Source organism: Streptomyces violaceus, from assembly GCF_036014075.1.
GTDB lineage: Bacteria > Actinomycetota > Actinomycetes > Streptomycetales > Streptomycetaceae > Streptomyces > Streptomyces violaceus.
Map to the genome: position 1 here is coordinate 1,733,139 of NZ_CP107911.1, position 21,987 is coordinate 1,755,125.

At 72.2% G+C, this 21,987-nt stretch carries 18 protein-coding genes and 1 pseudogene; 11 read left to right on the forward strand and 8 right to left on the reverse strand.

Annotated features, from left to right (window positions below):
- The first annotated feature begins 310 nt into the window (after positions 1-310).
- The 4 genes from OG542_RS07805 to argG all read left to right on the forward strand — a co-directional run bounded on the left by OG542_RS07805 (position 311) and on the right by argG (position 6,833).
- The gene (locus tag OG542_RS07805; RefSeq protein WP_328409369.1) at positions 311-2,119 is read left to right on the forward strand and encodes a methylmalonyl-CoA mutase family protein; all 1,809 of its coding nucleotides are present in this window, start codon (positions 311-313) and stop codon (positions 2,117-2,119) included.
- On the forward strand, positions 2,119-4,293 hold the full coding sequence (gene scpA / locus OG542_RS07810; RefSeq protein ID WP_328409371.1) for a methylmalonyl-CoA mutase: 2,175 nt from the start codon (positions 2,119-2,121) through the stop codon (positions 4,291-4,293). Before OG542_RS07805 ends, scpA begins: the two co-directional genes overlap by 1 nt.
- Positions 4,290-5,282 (forward strand): methylmalonyl Co-A mutase-associated GTPase MeaB, encoded by a 993-nt coding sequence (gene meaB / locus OG542_RS07815; protein ID WP_328409373.1) that lies wholly within the window; start codon positions 4,290-4,292, stop codon positions 5,280-5,282. The genes scpA and meaB overlap by 4 nt, the downstream gene beginning before the upstream one ends.
- A 96-nt stretch (positions 5,283-5,378) precedes the next feature.
- Positions 5,379-6,833 carry an argininosuccinate synthase gene (argG, locus tag OG542_RS07820; RefSeq protein ID WP_311128465.1) on the forward strand — a complete coding sequence of 485 codons (1,455 nt, stop codon included), beginning with the start codon at positions 5,379-5,381 and terminating at the stop codon, positions 6,831-6,833.
- 60 nt (positions 6,834-6,893) lie between these two features.
- Here argG and pntB read toward each other — a convergent pair whose 3' ends face one another.
- Both pntB and OG542_RS07830 read right to left on the reverse strand, forming a co-directional pair.
- Complete coding sequence (gene pntB, locus OG542_RS07825; protein WP_311128464.1) at positions 6,894-8,327, reverse strand: Re/Si-specific NAD(P)(+) transhydrogenase subunit beta; 1,434 nt, start codon at positions 8,325-8,327, stop codon at positions 6,894-6,896.
- Positions 8,328-8,333: 6 nt separating this feature from the next.
- Positions 8,334-9,890 (reverse strand): Re/Si-specific NAD(P)(+) transhydrogenase subunit alpha, encoded by a 1,557-nt coding sequence (locus OG542_RS07830; RefSeq protein ID WP_328409376.1) that lies wholly within the window; start codon positions 9,888-9,890, stop codon positions 8,334-8,336.
- Positions 9,891-10,348: 458 nt separating this feature from the next.
- On the opposite strand from OG542_RS07830, the pseudogene OG542_RS07835 reads away from it, so the two are divergent.
- Positions 10,349-10,849 (forward strand): annotated as a pseudogene (locus OG542_RS07835) (MFS transporter); the annotation flags it as partial.
- A gap of 32 nt (positions 10,850-10,881) precedes the next feature.
- Here OG542_RS07835 and OG542_RS07840 read toward each other — a convergent pair.
- Together OG542_RS07840 and OG542_RS07845 are read right to left on the reverse strand one after the other, a co-directional pair.
- Positions 10,882-11,346, reverse strand: coding sequence for a VOC family protein (locus tag OG542_RS07840; RefSeq protein ID WP_311128462.1), 465 nt, complete (start codon positions 11,344-11,346; stop codon positions 10,882-10,884).
- Positions 11,347-11,405: 59 nt separating this feature from the next.
- Complete coding sequence (locus OG542_RS07845) at positions 11,406-12,248, reverse strand: helix-turn-helix domain-containing protein (RefSeq protein WP_328409378.1); 843 nt, start codon at positions 12,246-12,248, stop codon at positions 11,406-11,408.
- Between the two features lie 136 nt (positions 12,249-12,384).
- On the opposite strand from OG542_RS07845, the gene OG542_RS07850 reads away from it, so the two are divergent.
- The 3 genes from OG542_RS07850 (at position 12,385) to OG542_RS07860 (ending at position 14,907) form a co-directional block, all read left to right on the forward strand.
- Positions 12,385-13,374, forward strand: a complete 990-nt coding sequence (locus OG542_RS07850) for an Lrp/AsnC family transcriptional regulator (RefSeq protein ID WP_311128460.1) — start codon at positions 12,385-12,387, stop codon at positions 13,372-13,374.
- 172 nt (positions 13,375-13,546) lie between these two features.
- Positions 13,547-14,473: a polysaccharide pyruvyl transferase family protein gene (locus tag OG542_RS07855; protein ID WP_311128459.1), complete on the forward strand. Its 927-nt coding sequence runs from the start codon at positions 13,547-13,549 to the stop codon at positions 14,471-14,473.
- 113 nt (positions 14,474-14,586) lie between these two features.
- A complete protein-coding gene (locus OG542_RS07860) occupies positions 14,587-14,907 on the forward strand; it encodes a DUF3040 domain-containing protein (protein WP_328409381.1) in 321 nt (106 codons plus the stop codon).
- Between the two features lie 59 nt (positions 14,908-14,966).
- Here the strand turns inward: OG542_RS07860 and OG542_RS07865 are convergent, their stop codons facing one another.
- Together OG542_RS07865 and OG542_RS07870 are read right to left on the reverse strand one after the other, a co-directional pair.
- Positions 14,967-15,578: a D-glycero-alpha-D-manno-heptose-1,7-bisphosphate 7-phosphatase gene (locus OG542_RS07865; protein ID WP_328409383.1), complete on the reverse strand. Its 612-nt coding sequence runs from the start codon at positions 15,576-15,578 to the stop codon at positions 14,967-14,969.
- Positions 15,575-16,576 carry a glycosyltransferase gene (locus OG542_RS07870; protein ID WP_328409385.1) on the reverse strand — a complete coding sequence of 334 codons (1,002 nt, stop codon included), beginning with the start codon at positions 16,574-16,576 and terminating at the stop codon, positions 15,575-15,577. Before OG542_RS07870 ends, OG542_RS07865 begins: the two co-directional genes overlap by 4 nt.
- 219 nt (positions 16,577-16,795) lie before the next feature.
- Here OG542_RS07870 and OG542_RS07875 point away from each other — a divergent pair, with 219 nt between their 5' ends.
- The 3 genes from OG542_RS07875 (at position 16,796) to OG542_RS07885 (ending at position 19,215) form a co-directional block, all read left to right on the forward strand.
- Positions 16,796-17,236 (forward strand): SRPBCC family protein, encoded by a 441-nt coding sequence (locus OG542_RS07875; RefSeq protein WP_311128455.1) that lies wholly within the window; start codon positions 16,796-16,798, stop codon positions 17,234-17,236.
- Positions 17,237-17,332: 96 nt separating this feature from the next.
- Positions 17,333-18,202 (forward strand): helix-turn-helix domain-containing protein, encoded by an 870-nt coding sequence (locus tag OG542_RS07880; RefSeq protein ID WP_328409387.1) that lies wholly within the window; start codon positions 17,333-17,335, stop codon positions 18,200-18,202.
- The gene (locus OG542_RS07885) at positions 18,169-19,215 is read left to right on the forward strand and encodes a methyltransferase (RefSeq protein WP_328409389.1); all 1,047 of its coding nucleotides are present in this window, start codon (positions 18,169-18,171) and stop codon (positions 19,213-19,215) included. Before OG542_RS07880 ends, OG542_RS07885 begins: the two co-directional genes overlap by 34 nt.
- Before the next feature lie 12 nt (positions 19,216-19,227).
- Here the strand turns inward: OG542_RS07885 and OG542_RS07890 are convergent, their stop codons facing one another.
- Both OG542_RS07890 and OG542_RS07895 read right to left on the reverse strand, forming a co-directional pair.
- On the reverse strand, positions 19,228-20,379 hold the full coding sequence (locus tag OG542_RS07890) for an XdhC/CoxI family protein (RefSeq protein WP_328409391.1): 1,152 nt from the start codon (positions 20,377-20,379) through the stop codon (positions 19,228-19,230).
- A gap of 51 nt (positions 20,380-20,430) precedes the next feature.
- Positions 20,431-21,885: an NCS2 family permease gene (locus tag OG542_RS07895; protein WP_328409392.1), complete on the reverse strand. Its 1,455-nt coding sequence runs from the start codon at positions 21,883-21,885 to the stop codon at positions 20,431-20,433.
- Positions 21,886-21,987: the final 102 nt, after the last annotated feature.

A 21,987-nucleotide genomic window follows, 5' to 3' on the forward strand; every position in this document is an offset into this window, starting at 1 on the left:
TCGTACGGCTGGTCCTTGTCCGGTTTCCCCGTCCTTATCCCCCGACGCCGCGCCCACCGGTACCGGCCGTCGGGGGAATTCCGGGTCGGCTCCGCGGTCCGGCGGGGGTGATCTGCCGCGGTGGCCGTACCGCTGGTGGCCGTGGTGTGGTCCGTGTACCAGGCGCTGCGAGGGCCCGGGGACCAGGTCACGACCCAGGCGTGAGGACGGACCGCGCGGATCATGGAGACCGAGGCCACAGTCAGGGCGAGGGCAAGGTCACAGCCGCGCCCACTCCTGCTCTTTCGTTAACGTGGCCTAACATCCGAGCATGACGGTCCTGCCTGACGACGGGCTTGAGCTGGCCGGCGAGTTCCCTGATGTGCCCCATGAGCAGTGGCAGCGCCTTGTGGCGGGTGTCCTGCGCAAGTCGGGCAAGGACGTCGAGGGAGCCGAGGCCGAGGAAGCCCTGTCCACCGCCCTGGAGGACGGGTTGCGCACCCGGCCCCTCTACACCGCCCGCGACAAGGCCCCCGAGCCTGGTTTCCCCGGGTTCGCGCCCTTTGTGCGCGGCGGCCGTGCCGAGGGGAACACGGTCGGCGGCTGGGACGTACGGCAGCGGCACACGGCGGCCGACGGCACCGCGGTGCTCGCGGACCTGGAGAACGGTGTCTCCTCCCTCTGGCTGACCCTGGGCGAGGACGGCATTCCGGTGCCCGCCCTCGGCGCGGTCCTCGACGGCGTCTATCTCGACCTGGCACCCGTCGTCCTCGACGCGGGGCGCGAGACCGAGCCCGCCGCACGGGAGCTGCTGCGGCTGTACGAGGAGCGGGGCGTCGCCCGGGACGTGGCGCGCGGCAACCTGGGCGCTGACCCGCTCGGCCACGAGGCCCGTACCGGGCAGGGCTACGACGTCGCACCGGTGACGGATCTCGCGCGGCGGTGCGCCGAGGAGTACCCGGGGCTGCGGGCGCTGACCGTGGACGCGCTGCCGTACCACGAGGCCGGCGGTTCGGCCGCCCAGGAGCTGGGCTGCTCGCTGGCCACGGCGGTGGCGTATCTGCGGGAGCTGACCGAGGCCGGGCTGAGCGTCGAACAGGCCGGCGCACAGCTGGAGTTCCGGTATGCGGCGACCGCCGACCAGTTCCTGACGATCGCCAAGCTGCGGGCCGCGCGCCGGCTCTGGGCGAGGGTCGCCGAGGCCTGCGGGGCCCCGCGCGCGGGGGCGCAGCTCCAGCACGTCGTCACCTCACCGGTGATGATGACGCGCCGCGACCCGTGGGTGAACATGCTGCGCACGACCATCGCGACGCTGGCCGCGGGGGCGGGCGGGGCCGACTCGGTCACCGTGCTGCCCTTCGACCACGCGCTCGGCCTGCCGGACGCGTTCGCCCGCCGTATCGCCCGCAACACCTCCACGATCCTCATCGAGGAGTCGCACCTGTCCCGGGTGATCGACCCGGCGGGCGGCTCCTGGTACGTGGAGCGGCTCACCGACGAACTCGCGCACGCGGGCTGGGAGTTCTTCCGGCGGATCGAACGACTCGGCGGCCAGGCGGCCGCCCTGCGGTCGGGCGACCTCGGCCAGGACCTCGCCGACACCTGGGCGGCCCGGAGCGGGAAGCTCGCCAGGCGGCGCGAACCCATCACCGGCGTCAGCGAGTTCCCCCACATCGCCGAGAAGCCGGTCGTCCGCGAGCCGGCTCCCGAGCCGCGCTCCGGCGGGCTGCCGCGGGTGCGCCGCGACGAGGCGTACGAGGCGCTGCGTGCCCGCTCCGACGCCCACCTCGCGGCGACCGGCTCCCGGCCCCGGATCTTCCTGGCAGCGATCGGCCCGGCCGCGGCCCACACCGCACGCCTGACCTTCGCCTCGAACCTCTTCCAGGCGGGCGGCATCGAGCCCGTCACGGAGGGCACCTTCGAGGAGAGCGGCGCGAGCGAGGCCGTGCTGTGCTCCAGTGACGCCCTGTACGAGGAGCGGGCGGAGGCGGTGGCCGGGCAGCTCAAGGCCGCCGGCGCCGCGCAGGTGTTCCTCGCCGGGCGGCCGGGGAACCACCCCGGTGTCGACTCGTACGTCTTCGCGGGCTGTGACGCCGTCGCCGTGCTGTCCGCCACCCTCGACCGCATGGGAGTGTCCTGATGGGAATCCCCGACTTCTCCGGGATCGAGCTGGGCTCCCCGGCCGCCGACGGCGGGCCCGACGAGTGGCGTACGGCGGTCAAGAACGCGTCCGGCGGGGACGACCTGCTCTGGGAGACCCCGGAGGGCATCGCGGTCAAGCCGCTGTACACCGGCCGTGACCTGGAGGGCCTGGACTTCCTGGACACACGCCCGGGCGCGGCGCCGTATCTGCGCGGCCCCTACCCGACGATGTACGTCAACCAGCCCTGGACGATCCGCCAGTACGCGGGCTTCTCCACCGCCGAGGAGTCCAACGCCTTCTACCGCCGCAACCTCGCGGCCGGCCAGAAGGGCCTGTCGATCGCCTTCGACCTGCCCACGCACCGGGGTTACGACAGCGACCACCCGCGTGTGACCGGTGACGTCGGCATGGCGGGCGTGGCCATCGACTCGATCTACGACATGCGGCAGCTGTTCGACGGCATCCCGCTGGACAAGATGACCGTGTCGATGACGATGAACGGCGCCGTACTGCCGGTCCTCGCGCTCTACATCGTCGCGGCGGAGGAACAGGGCGTACCGCCCGAGAAGCTGGCCGGGACCATCCAGAACGACATCCTCAAGGAGTTCATGGTCCGCAACACCTACATCTATCCGCCGAAGCCGTCGATGCGGATCATCTCCGACATCTTCGCCTTCACCTCGCAGCGGATGCCCCGCTACAACTCCATCTCCATCTCCGGCTACCACATCCAGGAGGCGGGTGCGACGGCCGACCTGGAGCTGGCGTACACCCTCGCGGACGGCGTGGAGTACATCCGGGCGGGCCGTGAGGTCGGCCTGGACGTGGACGCGTTCGCGCCCCGGCTGTCGTTCTTCTGGGCGATCGGCATGAACTTCTTCATGGAGGTCGCCAAGCTGCGGGCGGCGCGCCTGCTGTGGGCGAAGCTGGTCAGGCAGTTCGACCCGCAGAACGCCAAGTCCCTTTCGCTGCGCACCCATTCGCAGACCTCGGGCTGGTCGCTGACCGCGCAGGACGTGTTCAACAACGTGACGCGCACCTGCGTCGAGGCGATGGCGGCCACCCAGGGGCACACGCAGTCGCTGCACACCAACGCCCTCGACGAGGCCCTCGCGCTGCCCACCGACTTCTCGGCGCGCATCGCCCGCAACACGCAGCTGCTGCTCCAGCAGGAGTCCGGCACGACCCGGGTGATCGACCCGTGGGGCGGCAGCGCGTACGTGGAGAAGCTGACGTACGACCTCGCCCGTCGCGCCTGGCAGCACATCCAGGAGGTCGAGGCCGCGGGCGGCATGGCCAAGGCCATCGACGCGGGCATCCCCAAGCTGCGCATCGAGGAGGCCGCGGCCCGCACCCAGGCCCGGATCGACTCCGGTCGCCAGCCGGTGATCGGAGTCAACAAGTACCGGGTGGAGACCGACGAGCAGATCGATGTCCTCAAGGTCGACAACTCCTCCGTGCGGGCCCAGCAGATCGAGAAGCTGCGGCGGTTGCGTGAGGAGCGGGACGAGACCGCCTGCCGGGACGCGCTGGAGGCGCTGACCCGGGCCGCCGGGGGCGAGGGCAACCTGCTCGAGCTGGCGGTGAACGCCGCCCGCGCCAAGGCCACCGTCGGGGAGATCTCCGACGCCCTGGAGAAGGTGTACGGGCGGCACGCGAGCCAGATCCGTACCATCACCGGCGTGTACCGCAACGAAGCCGGAGAGTCCCCGTCCGTGGACCGCACCCGCACCCTCGTGTCCGACTTCGAGGAGGCCGAGGGCCGCCGTCCGCGCATCCTGGTCGCCAAGATGGGCCAGGACGGCCACGACCGCGGCCAGAAGGTGATCGCCACCGCCTTCGCCGACCTCGGCTTCGACGTGGACGTCGGCCCGCTGTTCCAGACCCCCGCCGAGGTGGCCCGGCAGGCCGTCGAGGCGGATGTGCACATCGTCGGGGTCTCGTCGCTGGCGGCCGGTCACCTCACCCTCGTACCGGCACTGCGCGAGGCGCTGGCCGAGGAGGGGCGCGAGGACATCATGATCGTGGTCGGCGGGGTGATCCCGCCGCAGGACGTGCCCACGCTGCTGGAGATGGGCGCGGCGGCCGTCTTCCCGCCGGGGACAGTGATCCCGGACGCGGCGTACGACCTGGTGAAGGGGCTGGCGGCCGACCTCGGGCACGAGCTGTGATCGATGTCGACGCGTATGTGAAGGGCGTACTCGACGGGAAGCGGGCGATCATCGCCCGCGCCATCACGCTCGTCGAGTCGACCCGGCCCCAGCACCGGGCGCTGGCCCAGGAGTTGCTGACCGAGCTGCTGCCGCACAGCGGGCGGGCCCGGCGGATCGGCGTCAGCGGGGTGCCGGGCGTGGGCAAGTCGACGTTCATCGACGCGTTCGGCACGCTGCTGACCTCGCAAGGGCACCGGGTGGCCGTTCTCGCGGTCGACCCCTCCTCCAGCCGTACCGGGGGCTCGATCCTCGGCGACAAGACCCGGATGGAACGCCTGGCCGTGGACCCGGCGGCCTTCGTCCGCCCCTCCCCCACCGCGGGCACGCTGGGCGGGGTGGCCAAGGCGACCCGTGAGTCGATCGTGGTGATGGAGGCCGCCGGCTACGACGTGATCCTGGTGGAGACGGTCGGCGTCGGTCAGTCCGAGACCGCGGTCGCGAACATGGTCGACTCCTTCCTGCTGCTCACCCTCGCCCGCACGGGCGATCAGCTCCAGGGCATCAAGAAGGGCGTCCTGGAGCTGGCCGACGTGATCGCCGTCAACAAGGCGGACGGCCCGCACGAGCGCGACGCCCGCGCCGCCGCGCGTGAGCTGGCGGGCGCGCTGCGTCTGATGCACGGCAAGGACGCGGCCTGGACCCCGCCCGTGCTCAGCTGCAGCGCCCGCGAGTCGGCCGGTCTGGACACCGTGTGGGAGCGCCTCGAACAGCACCGCACCCTGCTGGACTCGACCGGCCGCCTCGCCGCCAAGCGCCGTGACCAGCAGGTCGACTGGACCTGGACCATGGTCCGCGACGAGCTCCTCGGCCGCCTGCGGGCCGACCCGGCGGTACGGGCACTGGCGCCGGCGCTCGAACAGCGGGTCAGGGACGGCGAGTTGACGCCGACGCTGGCCGCCGAGCGGATTCTCGGGGCACTCGGCGGCTCCGGGCCGGACGTTCTCTGAGCTGATTCCGGCCGGAGCGGGGCGAGTCCCGGACCCCCCGGCCGGAATCCATGCACACCACTTGCATGATTATGCGTGATGATACATACTCTTCCTATGTCCAAGGTCCTCACCTCCCTGCCCGCCGGCGAGCGCGTCGGCATCGCCTTCTCGGGCGGTCTCGACACGTCCGTCGCGGTCGCGTGGATGCGCGACAAGGGTGCCGTCCCGTGCACCTACACCGCCGACATCGGCCAGTACGACGAGCCCGACATCGCGTCGGTGCCCGGCCGTGCGAAGACCTACGGTGCCGAGATCGCGCGCCTGGTCGACTGCCGTGCGGCGCTGGTCGAGGAGGGCCTGGCCGCGCTGACCTGCGGCGCGTTCCACATCCGCTCGGGCGGGCGGGCGTACTTCAACACCACGCCGCTGGGCCGTGCCGTCACCGGCACGCTCCTGGTCCGGGCGATGCTCGAGGACAACGTCCAGATCTGGGGCGACGGCTCGACCTTCAAGGGCAACGACATCGAGCGGTTCTACCGCTACGGCCTGCTCGCCAACCCGCACCTCAGGATCTACAAGCCCTGGCTGGACGCGGCCTTCGTGACCGAGCTCGGCGGCCGCAAGGAGATGTCGGAGTGGCTGCTCGCCCACGGGCTGCCCTACCGCGACAGCACGGAGAAGGCGTACTCCACCGACGCCAACATCTGGGGCGCCACCCACGAGGCCAAGACCCTGGAGCACCTGGACACCGGCGTCGAGACCGTCGAGCCCATCATGGGCGTCCGGTTCTGGGACCCCGAGGTCGAGATCGCCACCGAGGACGTGACGATCGGCTTCGACCAGGGCCGCCCGGTGACGATCGACGGCAAGGAGTTCGCCTCCCCCGTCGACCTGGTCATGGAGGCCAACGCCATCGGCGGCCGCCACGGCCTGGGCATGTCGGACCAGATCGAGAACCGGATCATCGAGGCCAAGAGCCGCGGCATCTACGAGGCGCCCGGCATGGCCCTGCTGTACACCGCCTACGAGCGGCTGGTCAACGCGATCCACAACGAGGACACCCTCGCCCAGTACCACGCCGAGGGACGGCGGCTCGGCCGGCTGATGTACGAGGGCCGCTGGCTGGACCCGCAGGCGCTGATGATCCGCGAGTCGCTGCAGCGCTGGGTGGGCGCGGCCGTCACCGGCGAGGTGACGCTGCGGCTGCGGCGCGGTGAGGACTACTCGATCCTCGACACGACCGGCCCGGCGTTCAGCTACCACCCGGACAAGCTGTCCATGGAGCGCACCGAGGACTCGGCGTTCGGCCCGGTGGACCGGATCGGCCAGCTCACCATGCGCAACCTCGACATCGCCGACTCGCGCGCCAAGCTGGAGCAGTACGCCGGCATCGGCCTGATCGGCACCGGCAGTCCCACCATCGGCGCCTCCCAGGCGGCCGCGACCGGGCTCATCGGCACCATGCCGGAGCTGCCCGAGGGCGGGGCCCAGGCCATCGCCTCCCGCGGCGAGGTCTCCGAAGAGGACGCGTGGCTGGACCGGGCCGCGATGGAGTCCGGCACGGACTGACCGCTCCCCGCACGGAAGGGCCGGCTCGACACCGTTGGTGTCGAGCCGGCCCTTTTCGGCTCAGCGCGACGTCCCGGCCATCTCCGGGACCGGCGCGTCGAGGGCGTCCAGGCCGCGCAGGATGTCCTCCACCCGCTGCTTGGCGTCGCCGAAGAGCATCTGGGTGTTCTCCCGGAAGAACAGCGGGTTCTGCACACCGGCGTATCCGGCGGCCATCGACCGCTTGAAGACGACCACGTTGGCCGCCTCCCACACGTGCAGCACCGGCATGCCGGCGATGGGGCTGGCCGGGTTGTCGGTGGCGGCCGGGTTGACCGTGTCGTTGGCGCCGATCACCAGGACGACCGAGGTGGCGGCGAAGTCGTCGTTGATCTCGTCCATTTCGAGGACGACGTCGTAGGGCACGTTCGCCTCGGCGAGCAGCACGTTCATGTGCCCGGGCAGCCGGCCGGCGACGGGGTGGATGCCGAAGCGCACCTCGACGCCCCGCTCGCGCAGCTTGCGCGCCAGCTCGGCGACCGGGTACTGGGCCTGGGCGACCGCCATGCCGTAACCCGGCGTGATGATCACCGAGGAGGCGTCGCGCAGGAGTTCCGCGGTCTCCTCGGCGTTGATCTCCCGGTGCTCCCCCTGCTCGCCGTCGTCGGCGGCCGCCGCCGGGGTTCCGAAGCCGCCCGCGATCACCGAGATGAAGGAGCGGTTCATCGCCTTGCACATGATGTACGACAGGTAGGCACCGGAGGAGCCCACCAGCGCGCCGGTGACGATCAGCAGGTTGTTGGCGAGCAGGAAGCCCGAGGCCGCCGCGGCCCAGCCGGAGTAGCTGTTCAGCATGGAGACGACCACCGGCATGTCACCGCCGCCGATGGAGGCGACCAGGTGCGCGCCGAGGGCGAGCGCGATCACGGTGACGGCGATGAGCAGGCCGATGTTCGGGCGGGCCACGAACGCGACGGTGAGCACGACGAAGGCGACCAGGGCACCCACGTTGAGGATGTGCTTGCCGGGCAGTGTCAGCGGGTTCGACTTGATCCGCGCGGACAGCTTCAGATACGCGACGACCGAGCCGGTGAAGGTGACGGCGCCGATGAACACCCCGATGAACACCTCGGCGTGATGGATGCCCAGCAGCGAACCACTGAGCTCGGCGTCGACGTCGAGGTAGCCGTTCCAGCCGACGAACGCGGCGGCGAGGCCGACGAGGCTGTGCATGATGGCGATCAGCTCGGGCATGCCGGTCATCTCGACGACCCGGGCGCGCCACAGTCCGATGCCCGCGCCGACGGCCGTGGCGACGGCGATCAGCACGAGTCCGGTGGCGGTGATGCTCCGGGAGGCGAGACCGACGGTGGCGGCCAGCGCGATGACCATGCCCGCGATGCCCCAGACGACTCCCGAGCGGGAGGTCCGGTGCTGCGAGAGGCCGGCCAGGCTGAGGATGAACAGCAGCGCGGCGACGACGTAGGCGGCCTCTGCGGCCGTGACTGTGGTCATCCGTGATCAGCCCTTCGAGAACATGCCGAGCATGCGGCGGGTGACGGCGAATCCGCCGAAGACGTTGATGCTCGCCAGCAGGATCGCGGCGAACGACAGCACGGTCACGGCGGTGTTCCCGTGCCCGATCTGCAGCAGCGCGCCGACCACCACGATCCCGGAGATGGCGTTGGTGACCGACATCAGCGGGGTGTGCAGCGCGTGGTGCACATGGCCGATGACGTAGAAGCCGATGACGATCGCCAGGACGAACACCGTGAAGTGGCCGATGAGTTCACTCGGCGAGAAGGCCGTCACCAGGAACAGCGCGAGCGCCCCGGCACCGACGAGGGCGTACGGCGTCCACGCGGGCCGGGCGGGCTTGGCCGGCGTCTCCGAGGGCAGGGCCACGGGTTCCGGGGCTCCTGCCGGGGCGGGCGCGGCGGACACCTGGACCGGAGGCGGGGGCCAGGTCTTCTCGCCCTCGCGGACCACGGTCATCGCCCGCTGCACCACGTCGTCGAAGTCGAGGACGAGCCGGCCGTCCTTGCCGGGGGTGAGCAGCTTCATCAGGTTGACGATGTTGGTGCCGTACAGCTGCGAGGCCTGGGCCGGGAGCCTGCCGGGCAGGTCGGTGTAGCCGATGATCGTCACGTCGTTGTCGGTGACGACGGCCTTCCCGGCGACCGTGCCCTCGACGTTACCGCCCTGGGCCGCGGCCATGTCGACGATGACGCTGCCGGGCTTCATGCGCGCGACGTCCTCGGCGGTGACGAGCCGGGGCGCCGGGCGGCCCGGGATGAGCGCGGTGGTGATGATGATGTCGACGTCGGCGGCCTGCTCGGCGTAGAGCCGCGCGGCGAGCTGGTTGTAGTCGTCGGAGGTGGCCTTGGCGTAGCCGTCGGTGCTCACCTCCTGCTCGGCACTCACCGCCAGGAACTCGCCGCCCAGCGAGCGGACCTGTTCGGCGACCTCGGGCCGGGGGTCGGTGGCGCGGACCACGGCGCCGAGGCTGCGGGCCGCGCCGATGGCCGCGAGTCCGGCCACGCCGGCGCCGGCCACCAGCACCTTGGCGGGCGGCACCTTGCCGGCGGCGGTCACCTGGCCGGTGAAGAAGCGTCCGAAGGCGTGTGCGGCCTCGACCACGGCCCGGTATCCGGCGATGTTCGCCATCGAGCTGAGCACGTCCAGGGACTGGGCGCGCGAGATCCGCGGCACGGCGTCCATGGCGAGCACGGTGACCGGCCGCCCCGCCAGTTCCTCGACCAGTTCGGGATTGAGCGCGGGGCTGATGAGCGCGATCAGTGTCGACCCGTCGCGCAGCCGGCCGATCTCCTCGCTCGAGGGGCCGTTGACCTTCAGTACGATCTGCGCCTGCCACGGGTCCCCGAGGCGGGCTCCCGCCTCCTCGTAGGCCGTGTCGGAGAAGCGGGACGAGGCTCCCGCTCCCGGTTCGACCACCACGTCGTATCCGAGCGCGACAAGTCTCCCCACGGTGGCCGGCGTCGCCGCCACCCTGGTCTCGCCCGCAGTGGACTCGGCGGGTACGCCGATCCGCTGGGGTTCCGGTTCCGCTGGGGCCATCGTCTGCCTCTCTCGTCGTTCTTTGTCGTCGTGCTTTCTGCCGTTCGACTGCTTGTCCTCCTTGGTGCCCGCATCCTGCACCTTCGACGCGGCAACTGTGGCGGACCGTGGTCACATGGCCGAGGAGGTCGTCCTCACACCGCCCAGGGGTTGCCGCAGGACGCGTTTGGGGGTATCGGTGCGGCGCGCGATGCTGGAGTGGTCTTGTGATGCGAGGGGGACGGCCGGACGCAGACTGGGTGCGTGAGCAGCACGCGCCGGGGGCACGGCGAGGCCGCGCCCCCTCCCGATCGGCGCCGCAGCAGCAGACCGTGGCACTGGCGGCGATGATGTTCGCCGTCGCCATGACCTTCATCGACCAGACCATCGTGTCGATCGCGGCTCCGGACATCGTCCGCGAGCTGAACCTGTCGTCCTCCGGCATGCAGTGGGTGGTGAAACGCCTATCTGCTGGCCCTCACCAGTGGCCGTACGCGGCCCTCGCCGGTGCAGGCATCGGCTTCATCATCGCGCCGGCCTCCACGGACGCCGTCAACCGGGCCATCGGCGCCTCGTACGGCGAGGTCACCGGCATCACCCAGACCGTGCGCAACTACGCGGCGAGCGTGGGCCTGGCCGTCTACGGCACGATCCTGACGCACGTCATGACCGACAACGTGGTGAACACCCTGGAGTCCCGCGGCATGTCCGCAGGCGACGCGGACACCGTGGCCCGTGACATCACCGAGTCGATCACGGGCAACGGCGACGCCCAGGCACCCACCGGAACGGGCCCCGCCGCCGAGGCCACCCGGGACGCGATGGGAGCCGTCCGCATGGACTTCGCCGAGGCCAACCAGTGGGTGTTCTACGGCATGGCCATCGCCCTGGGCATCGGGTACCTGTGCGCCCTGCGCCACCCGGGCGGGCGGCCGGCCGCGAACGCGGCGGTGGCGGAACCGGTCGCGCAGAAGCACTGACGGCGCCTCACGACCGTAGGGCGGCGGGCTCGTCAGGTGAACAGGTCGGTCGTACGCGCCTGGATCTCCTCGGGCGTCAGCTCCTCGATCGGCTGGGAGATCATCCAGAGATGGCCGAACGGGTCGGCGAGACGGCCGCCACGCTGCCCGTAGTGCTGGTCGGCGACGGGGTACACCACCGTCGCGCCGCCCCGCAGCATGGCCTCGGCGACGGCGTCGGCGTCGGACACGTCGAGCGCCATGATCACCGGGGAGCCGCCGAGGGAGTCCGGCGCCGGGTCGCCGTCGTCGGCGTCCTTGACCGCGATCACGGCGCCGCCGAGACGCAGCATGGCGTGCACGATCCTGCCCTCGGGGTCGGTGTACCGCTCGATCTCCACGGCGCCGAGGGCGGCCCGGTAGAAGTCGATCGCCCGGGGTCCGTCGGAGACCACGAGCCGGGCGTAGAGCCTGGTGACGGCCGGGGCGTCGGGTGGGGTGTCGGGTGTGTTCGTCATGCCTTCACGATCGCGGGTCCCGGAGGCCGTGGATTGTAGAAAACGGTCGGCCGGGCCCGTCACCCGCCGAGCGGAACGTGGTTGCGCTCCAGCGGCGAGCGCGGTGCGTACGCGGTCGGGGTGATCCCCGCGAGCGCGCGGAACTCATGGATCAGATGGGCCTGGTCGTGGTAGCCGCAGTCCGCGGCGAGGACAGCCCAGTCCGGCGCGCCGGCCCCGGATGTCACGCGCCGCAGCAGCCGCTGGAAGCGCCGTACCCGCGCATACCGTTTGGGCGGGAGCCCCAGCTGCTCGGCGCATCTGCGGGCCAGCCGCCGGGAGGTCCAGCCGAGCCGGTCGGCGACCTCGCCCACGGGCGTGCCGCGATCGAGCAGTACGGCGGCGAGGCGGACCGCCGGGTCGGGCTCCAGCGGACGTTCCGCCCGCCCCAGCAGGGCCGTCTCCAGCTCCCGCAGCCCCGCCTCCGGGCCACCGGCGGCCATGGCCTCCAGCAACCGCTCGCGCAGCACGGCGCCGTCCGCGCCCCACAGCTCGTCGAGTCCGACCAGCTCGTCGCGGAACGCGGAGACCGGGGCGGTGAGGAAGGGATACGCCCCCGCCGGGCGGAACGCCACCCACACGACGGCGCGCTGCTGCGCCGGGTCGATCAGGGCCGGCTCGGTGTACGGCCCCTGCACGGCCGCGCCCCGGGTACGCCGGTCAGCGCCCCTCAGCGGCGACGAGGAAAAGGCGTCCCCGTCGAGGTTCACCAGCAGCTGCGCCCCACCCGTCGGCAGGGCCAGCTCGGCGCCATGCGCGAATCTCCCCTCGACATACCCCAGCGCACCGATCAACGGCACGAGCCCGGCCGCCGACGGCCGGACCGTGAGCGAGAGGGCCGTGTCCTCGGCCGCACGAGCCATGCGTCCAGCCTACGGCCGGGCCGGGCCGCGAAGACCGTCCACGGTTGAGCAAAGCCGAAGTCAGTGATCAGCAAGGAGACGGGCGGCATGGTCTCCTTGCAGTCCGTACGCGATCACGATCGAGGAGGAGACCCCGATGGAACCCGGCGCCGCCCTCGATCCGCTGGACCTGAAGCTGCTGCAGGCGCTCCAGCTGGACGGGCGGGCGCCGTTCAGCCGGATCGCTCAGGTGCTCGGCGTCTCCGACCAGACCGTCGCCCGGCGTTACCGGGGGCTGCGCACCCGCGCGCGTCTGAAGGTGCTCGGCGTGACCGACGAGAACCGTCTCGGCCGCAGCAGCTGGATCGTCCGGCTGCGCTGCACCCCGGACGTGGCCGAGCAGCTCGCGGGCGCGCTCGCCCGCCGCCCGGACACCTCGTACGTCAGCCTGAACTCCGGCGGCACGGAGGTGATGTGCACGATGAAGCCCCGCAGCCGGGAGGCCCGCGACGAGCTCCTCTTCGACCGGCTCCAGCGCACCCCGCGGGTCACGTCGGTCAGCGCCCACTGCGTCCTGCACCCCTTCTACGGCGGCGCACTCGGCTGGCTCAACAAGGCCGACGCCCTCTCCCCCGACGAGGAGGCGGCACTGCGCCCGCCGCCCGTCGCGACCGCCACGGGCCCGGTCGGCCTGGACGCGGACGACGAGTCGCTCCTCGACGCCCTCCGGCACGACGGACGGGCCACGCTCACCGAACTCCAGGCGGCCACCGGCCAGTCGGAGTCCATGGTCAAGCGGCGCCTGGAGCGCCTGCGGTCCACCGGCGTGCTCTACTTCGACGTCCAGCACGACGCCGGGCTCCTCGGCCACGAGGTGGAGGCGATGCTGTGGCTCACCGTGGCCCCGGCCTCCCTCGCCTCCGTCGGCCGCGTCCTCGCCGAACACCCCCAGGTCCCGTTCGCCGCGGCCGTCACGGGCCAGGCCAACATCCTCGCCGCGACCCTGCACCGCAGCGCCGGGGACCTGTACACGTACCTGAGCGAGAAGATCGGGGCCCTCGAAGGCGTCCAGTCCGTCGAGACCGCACTGACCCTGCGCCGCATCAAGCAGCTCTCCTACGAGCCGAGACGCACGGCCGCGCCGTAGCACGGCGGGGACTACTCGGGCGATACGTCCGCCACTGGGAGTACCTGCTGAACGTGCAGACGGTGAGCACGGCGACCGACCGGGCGGACGCCACCTTCTACACTCAGTGACGGCAGGTTAAATGCACGTAATGCCCTGATTGTCTTCCTAGTGGGATGGGCACTCAGGGCATGTGCACTCACAAGACGGCAAGCGACCGCGCAGGGTTCTGCTGACCGGGTGGTTCAGCTTCCGGGACAGGGAGGCGACCGCCGGAGACGTCCTGGCCCTGCGCCGGGTGGAGGACGTGCTGGTGGGGACGGGCATCCCCTACGACGTCGCCTGGAGTCCGGGCTTCCGTCCGGAGGCCCTGCATCTGGACCGGCTGTGGCCCGAGGACTACACCCACCTGGTGTTCGTGTGCGGCCCCTTGCACGGCCCGCAGGTCGAGGAGCTGCACCGGCGGTTCGCGCACTGTGTGCGGATCGCCGTGGGCACCTCGGTGATCGACCCCGGCAGCACGGCCGTGACCGGCTTCCACCGGGTGCTGCCGCGGGACGCTCCCGACCGTGAGCCGGTGGAGGATCTGGCGGCCCGCGCCCCGGACGTGCCCGCCCGGCCCGTCGTCGGGGTGATCCTCGCGCACGGGCAGCACGAGTACGGGCGCCTTCGGCGGCACGGGCAGGTCGCCGAGGAGGTGACGCGGTGGCTGGCCGGGAAGGACTGCGGCAGGCTGGAACTGGAGACGCGACTCGACACGCACGACTGGCATCTGAGTGCGACTCCGGCGCAGCTCCAGTCCGTGCTGGCCCGGATGGACCTTGTCGTCACCGACCGGCTGCACGGGCTGGTGATCGCGCTGCGGGTCGGCACGCCGGTACTGGCCGTCGACCCGGTCGCGGGCGGCGCGAAGCTGACCGCGCAGGCCCGCGCCTGTGGCTGGCCCGCGCTGGTGGCCGCCGAGCGGCTGGACGTGCGGCAGTTGGACCGCTGGTGGGACTGGTGCCTGACCGGCGGCCGGGTGACCGCCCGGCAGATCCGCGACGGATTCCGCGAGGGCACCGTGCCGGACAGCGCGGACCGGCTCGTCGAGGCGCTGGCACGGCCGGTCGCCGGTTAGCTCCGTGACCTCACGGGGCATCCGCATCTACGTTCCCCGCTGTACTTCCCCGCTTCCCCCGCCGCACGTCCCCCCGGGAGGAGAGACGGTCCGGCCGCCCGGAAGGAGAGAGCGTGTCCATCGGCCGACTTCCCGATCACGAGCAGCGCATCCTCGACGAGATGGAACGCGCCCTGCGCCGCGACCGCCGCCTCGACCGCCGGCTGCGCACCCTGCGCGTGCGCCGTCGCCCCGACCCCGCCCGCGTCCTGGCCCGCCTGGCCGGCTACCGCCCCCGCGTCTGGACCGTGGTGGCCCTGCTCGCGATGTCGGCCGGCCTGCTGGTGGCCGGCATCGTCACCTCCGAGCCGGGGGTGATCTGGGCGTTCGCCGCCATATGCCCGCTGACCCTGTACGCGACGTTCCGGCTGATGTGCCGGTGGTGCGGGACCTGAGCGTCCGCCGGTAGCGCCGAGGGCCTCTCTACGGGCACCGCGTACCGGGCCGTTCGCCCCTACCCGGGATCGGCCGTGAAGGCTTCCTGGATGGGGCGTTCGTCAGCGAGGACGCGGCCCCTGGGCGGTCCGTCCAGGAGTGCGCGGACGGCCGTCAGCAGGTCCGGGGCGACATGATCCGCGCGCGTGGTCTCCTCGGGGCGGGTCCGCCCGGTCGGGACGAGGATGCCGTGGCAGCCCGCCCGGCGTGCGGCCTCCGCGTCGGCCCCGGTGTCGCCGATGACGACGAGGTCGGCGGGCCGGGTGCAGATCCGCCCGGCCGCCCACAGCACCATGCCGGGCCGGGGCGTGCGGCAGTGGCAGCCGTCGTCGGGGCCGTGCGGGCAGACGGCGAACACGTCGAAGGGGCCGAGGAGTTCGTCGACGCGGTGGTCGACGCGGCGCACGTCGGCGTCGGTGAGCAGCCCGCGCGCGACGCCGGACTGGTGGCTGACGACGCCGGTGCGGATGCCGCGCTCGCGCAGCAGGGCGAGCGCCTCGCGGGCGCCCTCGACGGGGCGCACGCGGTCGGGGTCGGCGTTGTCGGGGACGTCCTCGACGAGCGTGCCGTCACGGTCGAACAGCACGGCCTTCACCGGACGCGCGGGGCTCGTGGAGCGCACGGGCCTCATGAGGTCACTTCCTCCCGCCAGGCCGAGGCATGGCGGTGGCGCCAGGCGCCCGTCAGCCGGTGCCAGGTCGCGGCCGGCGGGATGAGCACGCTGGTCGCCACCATGGTCGTCACTTCGTGGCGGGTGCGCGGGCCGAGCACGATGCGGGCCCGGGCGAACTCCGCCGTGCCGGCCGCCCAGCCGAGCGCGCAGGCCGTCGCGGCCCGTCCGTGCCCGGCGGCGGCCAGGGCGCACGCGGCGACCCCCGCGGTCGTGATCGCCGCATGGGTGCGGATCCGGCCGCGCGGCGCGACCGCCTTGTCCCACCAGTCGGGCCCGTGCAGATGCCGCATGAGGGCGTCGTCGGCGTTGCCGCGTTGCTGGCGCACCGACACCCAGCGGGAGGCGGGGTGCACGGGGTGCCGCGTGGTGCGGCGGCCCTGCCGGATGCGCCAGCCCGAGTCGAGCACGCGCAGCGCGAGGTCGGCGTCCTCGCGGAAGGCACGCTGGAAGCGTTCGTCGAAGCCGCCGACCTGCTTGAGCGTCTCCGTGCGGTACGCCATGTCGGAGGTGATCCAGTGGGCGCGGGCGAGTCCCGCCGTGCCGCGTTCCCAGTCGGTGGGGCGGCGTTCGCCGGGCAGCGGGACGGCGATGACGCCCTGGACGCCGGCGATGTCGGGCGACGCCTCGGCGAGGTCCTCGGCCAGCTGATCGCACCAGTGGGGCCCGACCTGGACGTCGTCGTCGAGGAACACGGTCCACGGCGCCGTCACGGCGCGCAGCCCGGTGTTGCGGGCGGCGGCGGGCCCACGACCGCCGCCGCCCAGCACTGTGGTGCGCTCCCGCAGGTCGCCGAGGACGCTCAACGGGTGCTCGAGCTGCCCAGGGGCGGGGTCGGTCCGGTCGTCGACGAGGACGATCTCGCCGGGGCGCGGTCCGGTCGCGGCGGCGAGCGCCGCGAGGCAGTCGGCGAGGGTGTCCCGTACGAGGGTGGGGATCACGACGGCGTACAAGGTCATACGGCTGTGCTCCGTCCCGGGCGGCGTGCGGGGCCTAGATGCTGGCGAGTGCCGCGGTGCGGCCTTCTCAAACACCAGGTCAGACCGGTCGGGAGCCTTTCGGGCCACTATGAACCGCGCGTATGGCCGCCGCGTACGGCCCGGGGTCCGGTCTGGGCCGAGTGGGTGAGCCGTACCCGAGCGGGCCGCTGGGCAGCGTGGGTTCCCTACGATCGGGACGTGGCGAACATCCTGCTCGAACGGACGGTCCCGCTCCCCCTCGACGAGGCGTGGCGGCGGATCACGGAGTGGCGGCGGCACGGTGAGGGGGTGCCCTTGACGCGGGTGGGGCCGGTCCCGTCCGAGCCGACCCGCGTCGGCACTCTCGTCGTGGCCCGCTCGGGCGTCGGACCGCTGTCCTTCGACGACCCGATGGAGGTCACGGTGTGGGAGCCGCCGGAGGACGGGGCCCCGGGGATGTGCCGTCTGGAGAAGCGGGGCAGTGTGGTGCTGGGCTGGGCGGAGCTGGAGGTACGGCCGGGGCCCGGCGGCCGCACCCGCGTGGTGTGGCGGGAGGAGATCCGGATCCGGCTGCTGCCGTCGCTCTTCGACGGCGTGGTGCGGCGCTCGGCACGATATGTGTTCGGCCGTGCGTTGAACCGCCTGCTGAGACAGGCGTGACGGGCGCCGGGCACGCTTCTGTACAAACGTTCGTCCAAGACTTTGTACGGAACTTTCGTCCAAGACAGACGCCCGGATGTCGGCGACCGTGGAGACATGCGCAGCTACGAAGCGGAGTCCGAGCCCGGCTGGGACGTCGTCCTGCCCCGCGGCGACCTGTCGCTCGACGGTGTCCGGATGGCCGGGTTCCGTGAGCGGACCGCCGGTGGGCTGGACTTGCGGGTGCTGCCTCAGCCGGCGGTGATCGTCGTCATCGGCCTCGGGGACGAACCGTTCTCCGTCGAGGGCGCCACCGGGCACCGGCCGTTGCGAAGTCTCGTCGCCGCGCTGTCGCCCGGACCGGCCCGGATCCGCGGTGCGGGTGTCGAGTGCGTCGAGATGAGCCTGTCGCCCCGGACCGCCTATGCGCTGCTGGGTGTCTCGCCGCGCGAGCTGGACGGGTCCGTCACCGGGCTCGACGACCTCTGGGGGCGGGACGGGCGACGGCTGAGGGAGCGGATGGCCGACGCCCCCGACTGGGAGCACCGTCTCGCGCTCGTGGACGAGTTCCTCGCCGGGCGGGCCGCGCGGGCACCGGCGATGGCGCCGGAGGTCGCCGCCGCCTGGGAGACCATCGTGGCCCGGCGGGGCCGGGTACGGGTCGGTGAGCTCGCCGCCTCCTGCGGCTGGAGCCGCAAGCGGCTGTGGTCCCGGTTCGGCGACCAGATCGGCCTCACCCCGAAGCGCGCCGCCATGCTGGTCCGCTTCGACCACGCCGCCCGGGCACTCGTGGCCGGCGAGAACGCCGCCGACGTCGCTCTGGCGTGCGGCTATGCCGACCAGCCCCATCTCCACCGCGACGTACTGGCCTTCGCGGGCTGCACGCCCACCGCCCTGGCCGGCCGCGCCGCGTCCGCCGACCGACCGGACCCACCGCACAGGAGGAAGGACCCGTGGCGAACACCCACGTTCTCGCGGCCGACGTGAAAGACCGCGACCTGCTCGTACGGCTCGTCTTCGGCAGCATGGCCGCCCAGACCGTCCGTGCGGCCGTCCGGCTGAGGATCGTCGAGCTGATCAGCGACACACCGCGCCCCGCCGCCGACGTGGCCGCCGACGCCGGAACCGCGCCCCAGCCCATGACCCGGCTGCTGCGCTCCCTGGCCGGCCTCGGCCTGCTCGAGGAACACGCCCCCGGCACCTTCGCGGTGACCTCCGCGGGCGCCCTCCTCGACTCGAACCGCCCCGACTCGCTGACCTCCTTCGTGCGGATGTTCACCGAGCCGGCGATCATCCGCGCCTGGGAGCACCTGGACGACAGCGTCCGCACGGGAGAGGTCGCGTTCGACGCCGTCTTCGGCACGGACTTCTTCAGCCACCTCGCAGGGCAGCCCGAGCTGTCCTCGATGTTCAACGCGGCGATGAGCCAGGCCACCGCGGAGACCGCCGCCGCGCTGCCGGGCGCCTTCGACTTCGGCCGGTTCGGCTCGGTCACGGACGTCGGCGGCGGGGACGGCACGCTCCTGGCCGGCGTACTCACCGCGTTCCCTGGCCTCAAGGGTGCCGTGTACGACACGGCCGAGGGTCTGGCCCAGGGGCCGGAGACCCTGCGCCGGCACGGACTCACGGAACGCTGCTCCCTGGCCGCCGGGGACTTCTTCCGCTCGGTTCCCGAGGGCTCGGACCTCTATCTGATGAAGAGCATCCTGCACGACTGGCCGGACGACCGTGCGGTCACCATCCTGCGCCACTGCCGCGCGGCGCTGCCGCCCGGCGGACGCGTCCTGATCCTCGAACCCGTCCTGCCCGAGGCCGTCGGGACCGACGGTGACGGGGGCACCTACCTCAGCGACCTCAACATGCTGGTGAACGTGGGCGGCAGGGAACGCACCCGCCAGGACTTCGAGGACCTGTGCCAGGCCGCCGGGCTGTCCCTGGTCACGGTCACCCCGCTGCCGGAGGCCGAACCGTTCTCGCTCCTGGAGGCCGAGGCAGGCTAGTCCCCGGGGGTCTCAGGCCACCGTCCCGATCCGCCCCACCGCCCCCGGCTCCGGATCGTGGTGGATCGGCGTGTGGGCCCCGGTCAGCGAGACCCCGCTGCCGCCGCGCCGCCCGGCGACGATCTCCGACGCGATCGACAGGGCCGTCTCCTCGGGCGTACGGGCCCCGAGGTCCAGGCCGATCGGGGAGTGCAGCCGGCTCAACTCCATTTCGGTGACTCCGACTTCACGCAGGCGGGCGTTGCGGTCCAGGTGGGTGCGCCGGGAGCCCATGGCGCCGACGTACGCCACCGGCAGGCGCAGCGCCAGCTTCAGCAAGGGCACGTCGAACTTGGCGTCGTGGGTCAGGACGCACAGGACCGTACGGGCGTCGACGTCCGTGTCCTCCAGGTACCGGTGGGGCCACTCGACGACGATCTCGTCGGCGTCCGGGAAACGCGTCCTGGTCGCGAAGACGGGCCGCGCGTCGCACACCGTGACGTGGTAGCCGAGGAACTTGCCGATGCGCACCAGCGCCGAGGCGAAGTCGATCGCGCCGAAGACGATCATGCGGGGCGGCGGGACCGAGGACTCGACCAGGACCGTGAGCGGTGCTCCGCAGCGTGAGCCCTGCTCTCCGATCTCCAGGGTGCCGGTGCGGCCGGCGTCCAGGAAGGCGCCCGCCTCGGCGGCGACCGTACGGTCCAGCTCCAAATGGGCGCCGAAGCCTCCGTCGTAGGACCCGTCGGGGCGGACCAGCAGGGCCCGGCCCGTCAGTTCGCGCGGGCCCGACACGATCCGCGCCACCGCCGCCGCCTCCCCTTGAGCGGCGGCGGTGAGCGCGGACGCGACCACCGGCCGGACCGGATCCGCGGCCCGTACCGGGGTGACCAGGATGTCGATGACGCCGCCGCAGGTCAGGCCCACGGCGAAGGCGTCGTCGTCGCTGTAGCCGAAGCGCTCCAGGACGGTCTCGCCGTCCCGCAGCGCCTGTTCGCACAGCTCGTAGACCGCGCCCTCCACACAGCCGCCGGAGACCGAGCCGATCGCCGTGCCCTCTGCGTCCACCGCGAGCGCGGCGCCGGGCCGGCGGGGCGCGCTGCCGCCGACGGCCACCACGGTGGCCACGGCGAAGTCACGGCCCTGCTCGACCCACCGGTTGAGCTCCTCGGCGATGTCCAGCATCTGTCTCGGTCTCCTTAAGGCTGCGAGGCTGCGAGGGCGGTGCGACGGGGGTCAGTGGACGCCCAGCCAGCTCTCGATCGGGTTGAGGGCGAAGTAGACGAGGAACACCGCCGTCAGGATCCACATGAAGGCGCCGATCTCGCGCACCTTGCCCTGGGCGGTCTTGATGGCGACGTAGGAGATGACGCCCGCGGCGACACCGGTGGTGATGGTGTACGTGAACGGCATCAGGACGACCGTCAGGAACACCGGGATGGCGGTGGCCCGGTCGGCCCAGTCCACGTGCCGGGCGTTCATCAGCATCATCGCGCCGATGACGACCAGGGCGGCGGACGCGACCTCCTGCGGCACGATCGCCGTGAGCGGTGTGAAGAACAGACAGGCGGCGAAGAACGCACCGGTGACGACCGAGGCCAGGCCCGTGCGCGCGCCCTCCCCGACACCCGTCGCCGACTCGATGAACACCGTCTGGCCCGAGCCGCCGGACACGCCCCCGATCGCGCCGCCGGCCCCGTCGATGAACAGCGCCTTGGACAGGCCCGGCATCCGGCCCTTGTCGTCGGCGAGTTTGGCCTCGGTGCCGACGCCGATGATGGTCGCCATCGCGTCGAAGAACCCGGCCAGCACCAGCGTGAAGACGATCATGCCGACGGTCATCGCGCCGACCTCGCCCCAGCCGCCCAGCTCCACGTCCCCGAAGAGCGAGAAGTCGGGCATCGACACCGCGCTGCCGTGCAGTTCGGGGGCGCCGGCCGCCCACTGCTTGGGGTCTACGACGCCGGCGGCGTTCAGGATCGCGGCGACGATCGTGCCGCCGACGATGCCGATGAGGATGGCGCCCGGGATGTTCCGGGCCTGGAGCATGAAGATCAGCAGCAGGGTGCCGGCGAAGAGCAGGACCGGCCAGCCGGCCAGTTCGCCCGCCGGGCCGAGTGTGACGGGAGTCGCCTCCCCCTGGTGCACGAAGCCGGACTTGTAGAAGCCGATCAGGGCGATGAACAGGCCGATGCCCATCGTGATGCCGTGCTTGAGCGCGAGCGGGATCGCGTTCATGATCATCTCGCGTAGGCCGGTGACGACCAGCAGCATGATGATCACGCCGTACATCACGCACATGCCCATCGCCTGCGGCCAGGTCATCTCGGGCGCGACCTGGGAGGCGAGGACTCCGGAGACGGACAGGCCCGCGGCGAGGGCGAGCGGCGCCTTGCCGACGAACCCCATCAGCAGCGTGGTGAGGGCCGCCGCGAACGCGGTCGCGGTGATCAGGCCCTGCTGCGCGAGGGTGTCCCCCGCCACGTCCTTGCCGGACAGGATCAGGGGGTTGAGCAGGAGGATGTACGCCATCGCCATGAAGGTGGTGACGCCACCGCGCACCTCACGCGCGACCGTGGACCCTCTGCGGGATATGTGGAAGTACCGGTCGAGCCAGGACCGTCCGGCCGGGACGCGGGTGCCTTCGCCCGCGTCTTCGGCTGTGGTCCTCGGCTCAAGTGACTGGGTCATGTGGGCCTACTCCCAAGTTTCATAGGGGGTTGGGATGCACGACCCGGGGGACGGCCCGAGACGAACTAAGGGGTCCGGGGGACACGGCCCCCCGGACGGAAC

Bases quoted from the DNA above. Each gene is read 5' to 3' on its own strand.
- OG542_RS07805 (WP_328409369.1), top strand. From the start codon at position 311: ATGACGGTCCTGCCTGACGACGGGCTTGAGCTGGCCGGCGAGTTCCCT.
- scpA (WP_328409371.1), top strand. From the start codon at position 2,119: ATGGGAATCCCCGACTTCTCCGGGATCGAGCTGGGCTCCCCGGCCGCC.
- argG (WP_311128465.1), top strand. From the start codon at position 5,379: ATGTCCAAGGTCCTCACCTCCCTGCCCGCCGGCGAGCGCGTCGGCATC.
- pntB (WP_311128464.1), bottom strand. From the start codon at position 8,327: ATGACCACAGTCACGGCCGCAGAGGCCGCCTACGTCGTCGCCGCGCTG.
- OG542_RS07830 (WP_328409376.1), bottom strand. From the start codon at position 9,890: ATGGCCCCAGCGGAACCGGAACCCCAGCGGATCGGCGTACCCGCCGAG.
- OG542_RS07840 (WP_311128462.1), bottom strand. From the start codon at position 11,346: ATGACGAACACACCCGACACCCCACCCGACGCCCCGGCCGTCACCAGG.
- OG542_RS07845 (WP_328409378.1), bottom strand. From the start codon at position 12,248: ATGGCTCGTGCGGCCGAGGACACGGCCCTCTCGCTCACGGTCCGGCCG.
- OG542_RS07850 (WP_311128460.1), top strand. From the start codon at position 12,385: ATGGAACCCGGCGCCGCCCTCGATCCGCTGGACCTGAAGCTGCTGCAG.
- OG542_RS07865 (WP_328409383.1), bottom strand. From the start codon at position 15,578: ATGAGGCCCGTGCGCTCCACGAGCCCCGCGCGTCCGGTGAAGGCCGTG.
- OG542_RS07870 (WP_328409385.1), bottom strand. From the start codon at position 16,576: ATGACCTTGTACGCCGTCGTGATCCCCACCCTCGTACGGGACACCCTC.
- OG542_RS07880 (WP_328409387.1), top strand. From the start codon at position 17,333: ATGCGCAGCTACGAAGCGGAGTCCGAGCCCGGCTGGGACGTCGTCCTG.
- OG542_RS07890 (WP_328409391.1), bottom strand. From the start codon at position 20,379: ATGCTGGACATCGCCGAGGAGCTCAACCGGTGGGTCGAGCAGGGCCGT.
- OG542_RS07895 (WP_328409392.1), bottom strand. From the start codon at position 21,885: ATGACCCAGTCACTTGAGCCGAGGACCACAGCCGAAGACGCGGGCGAA.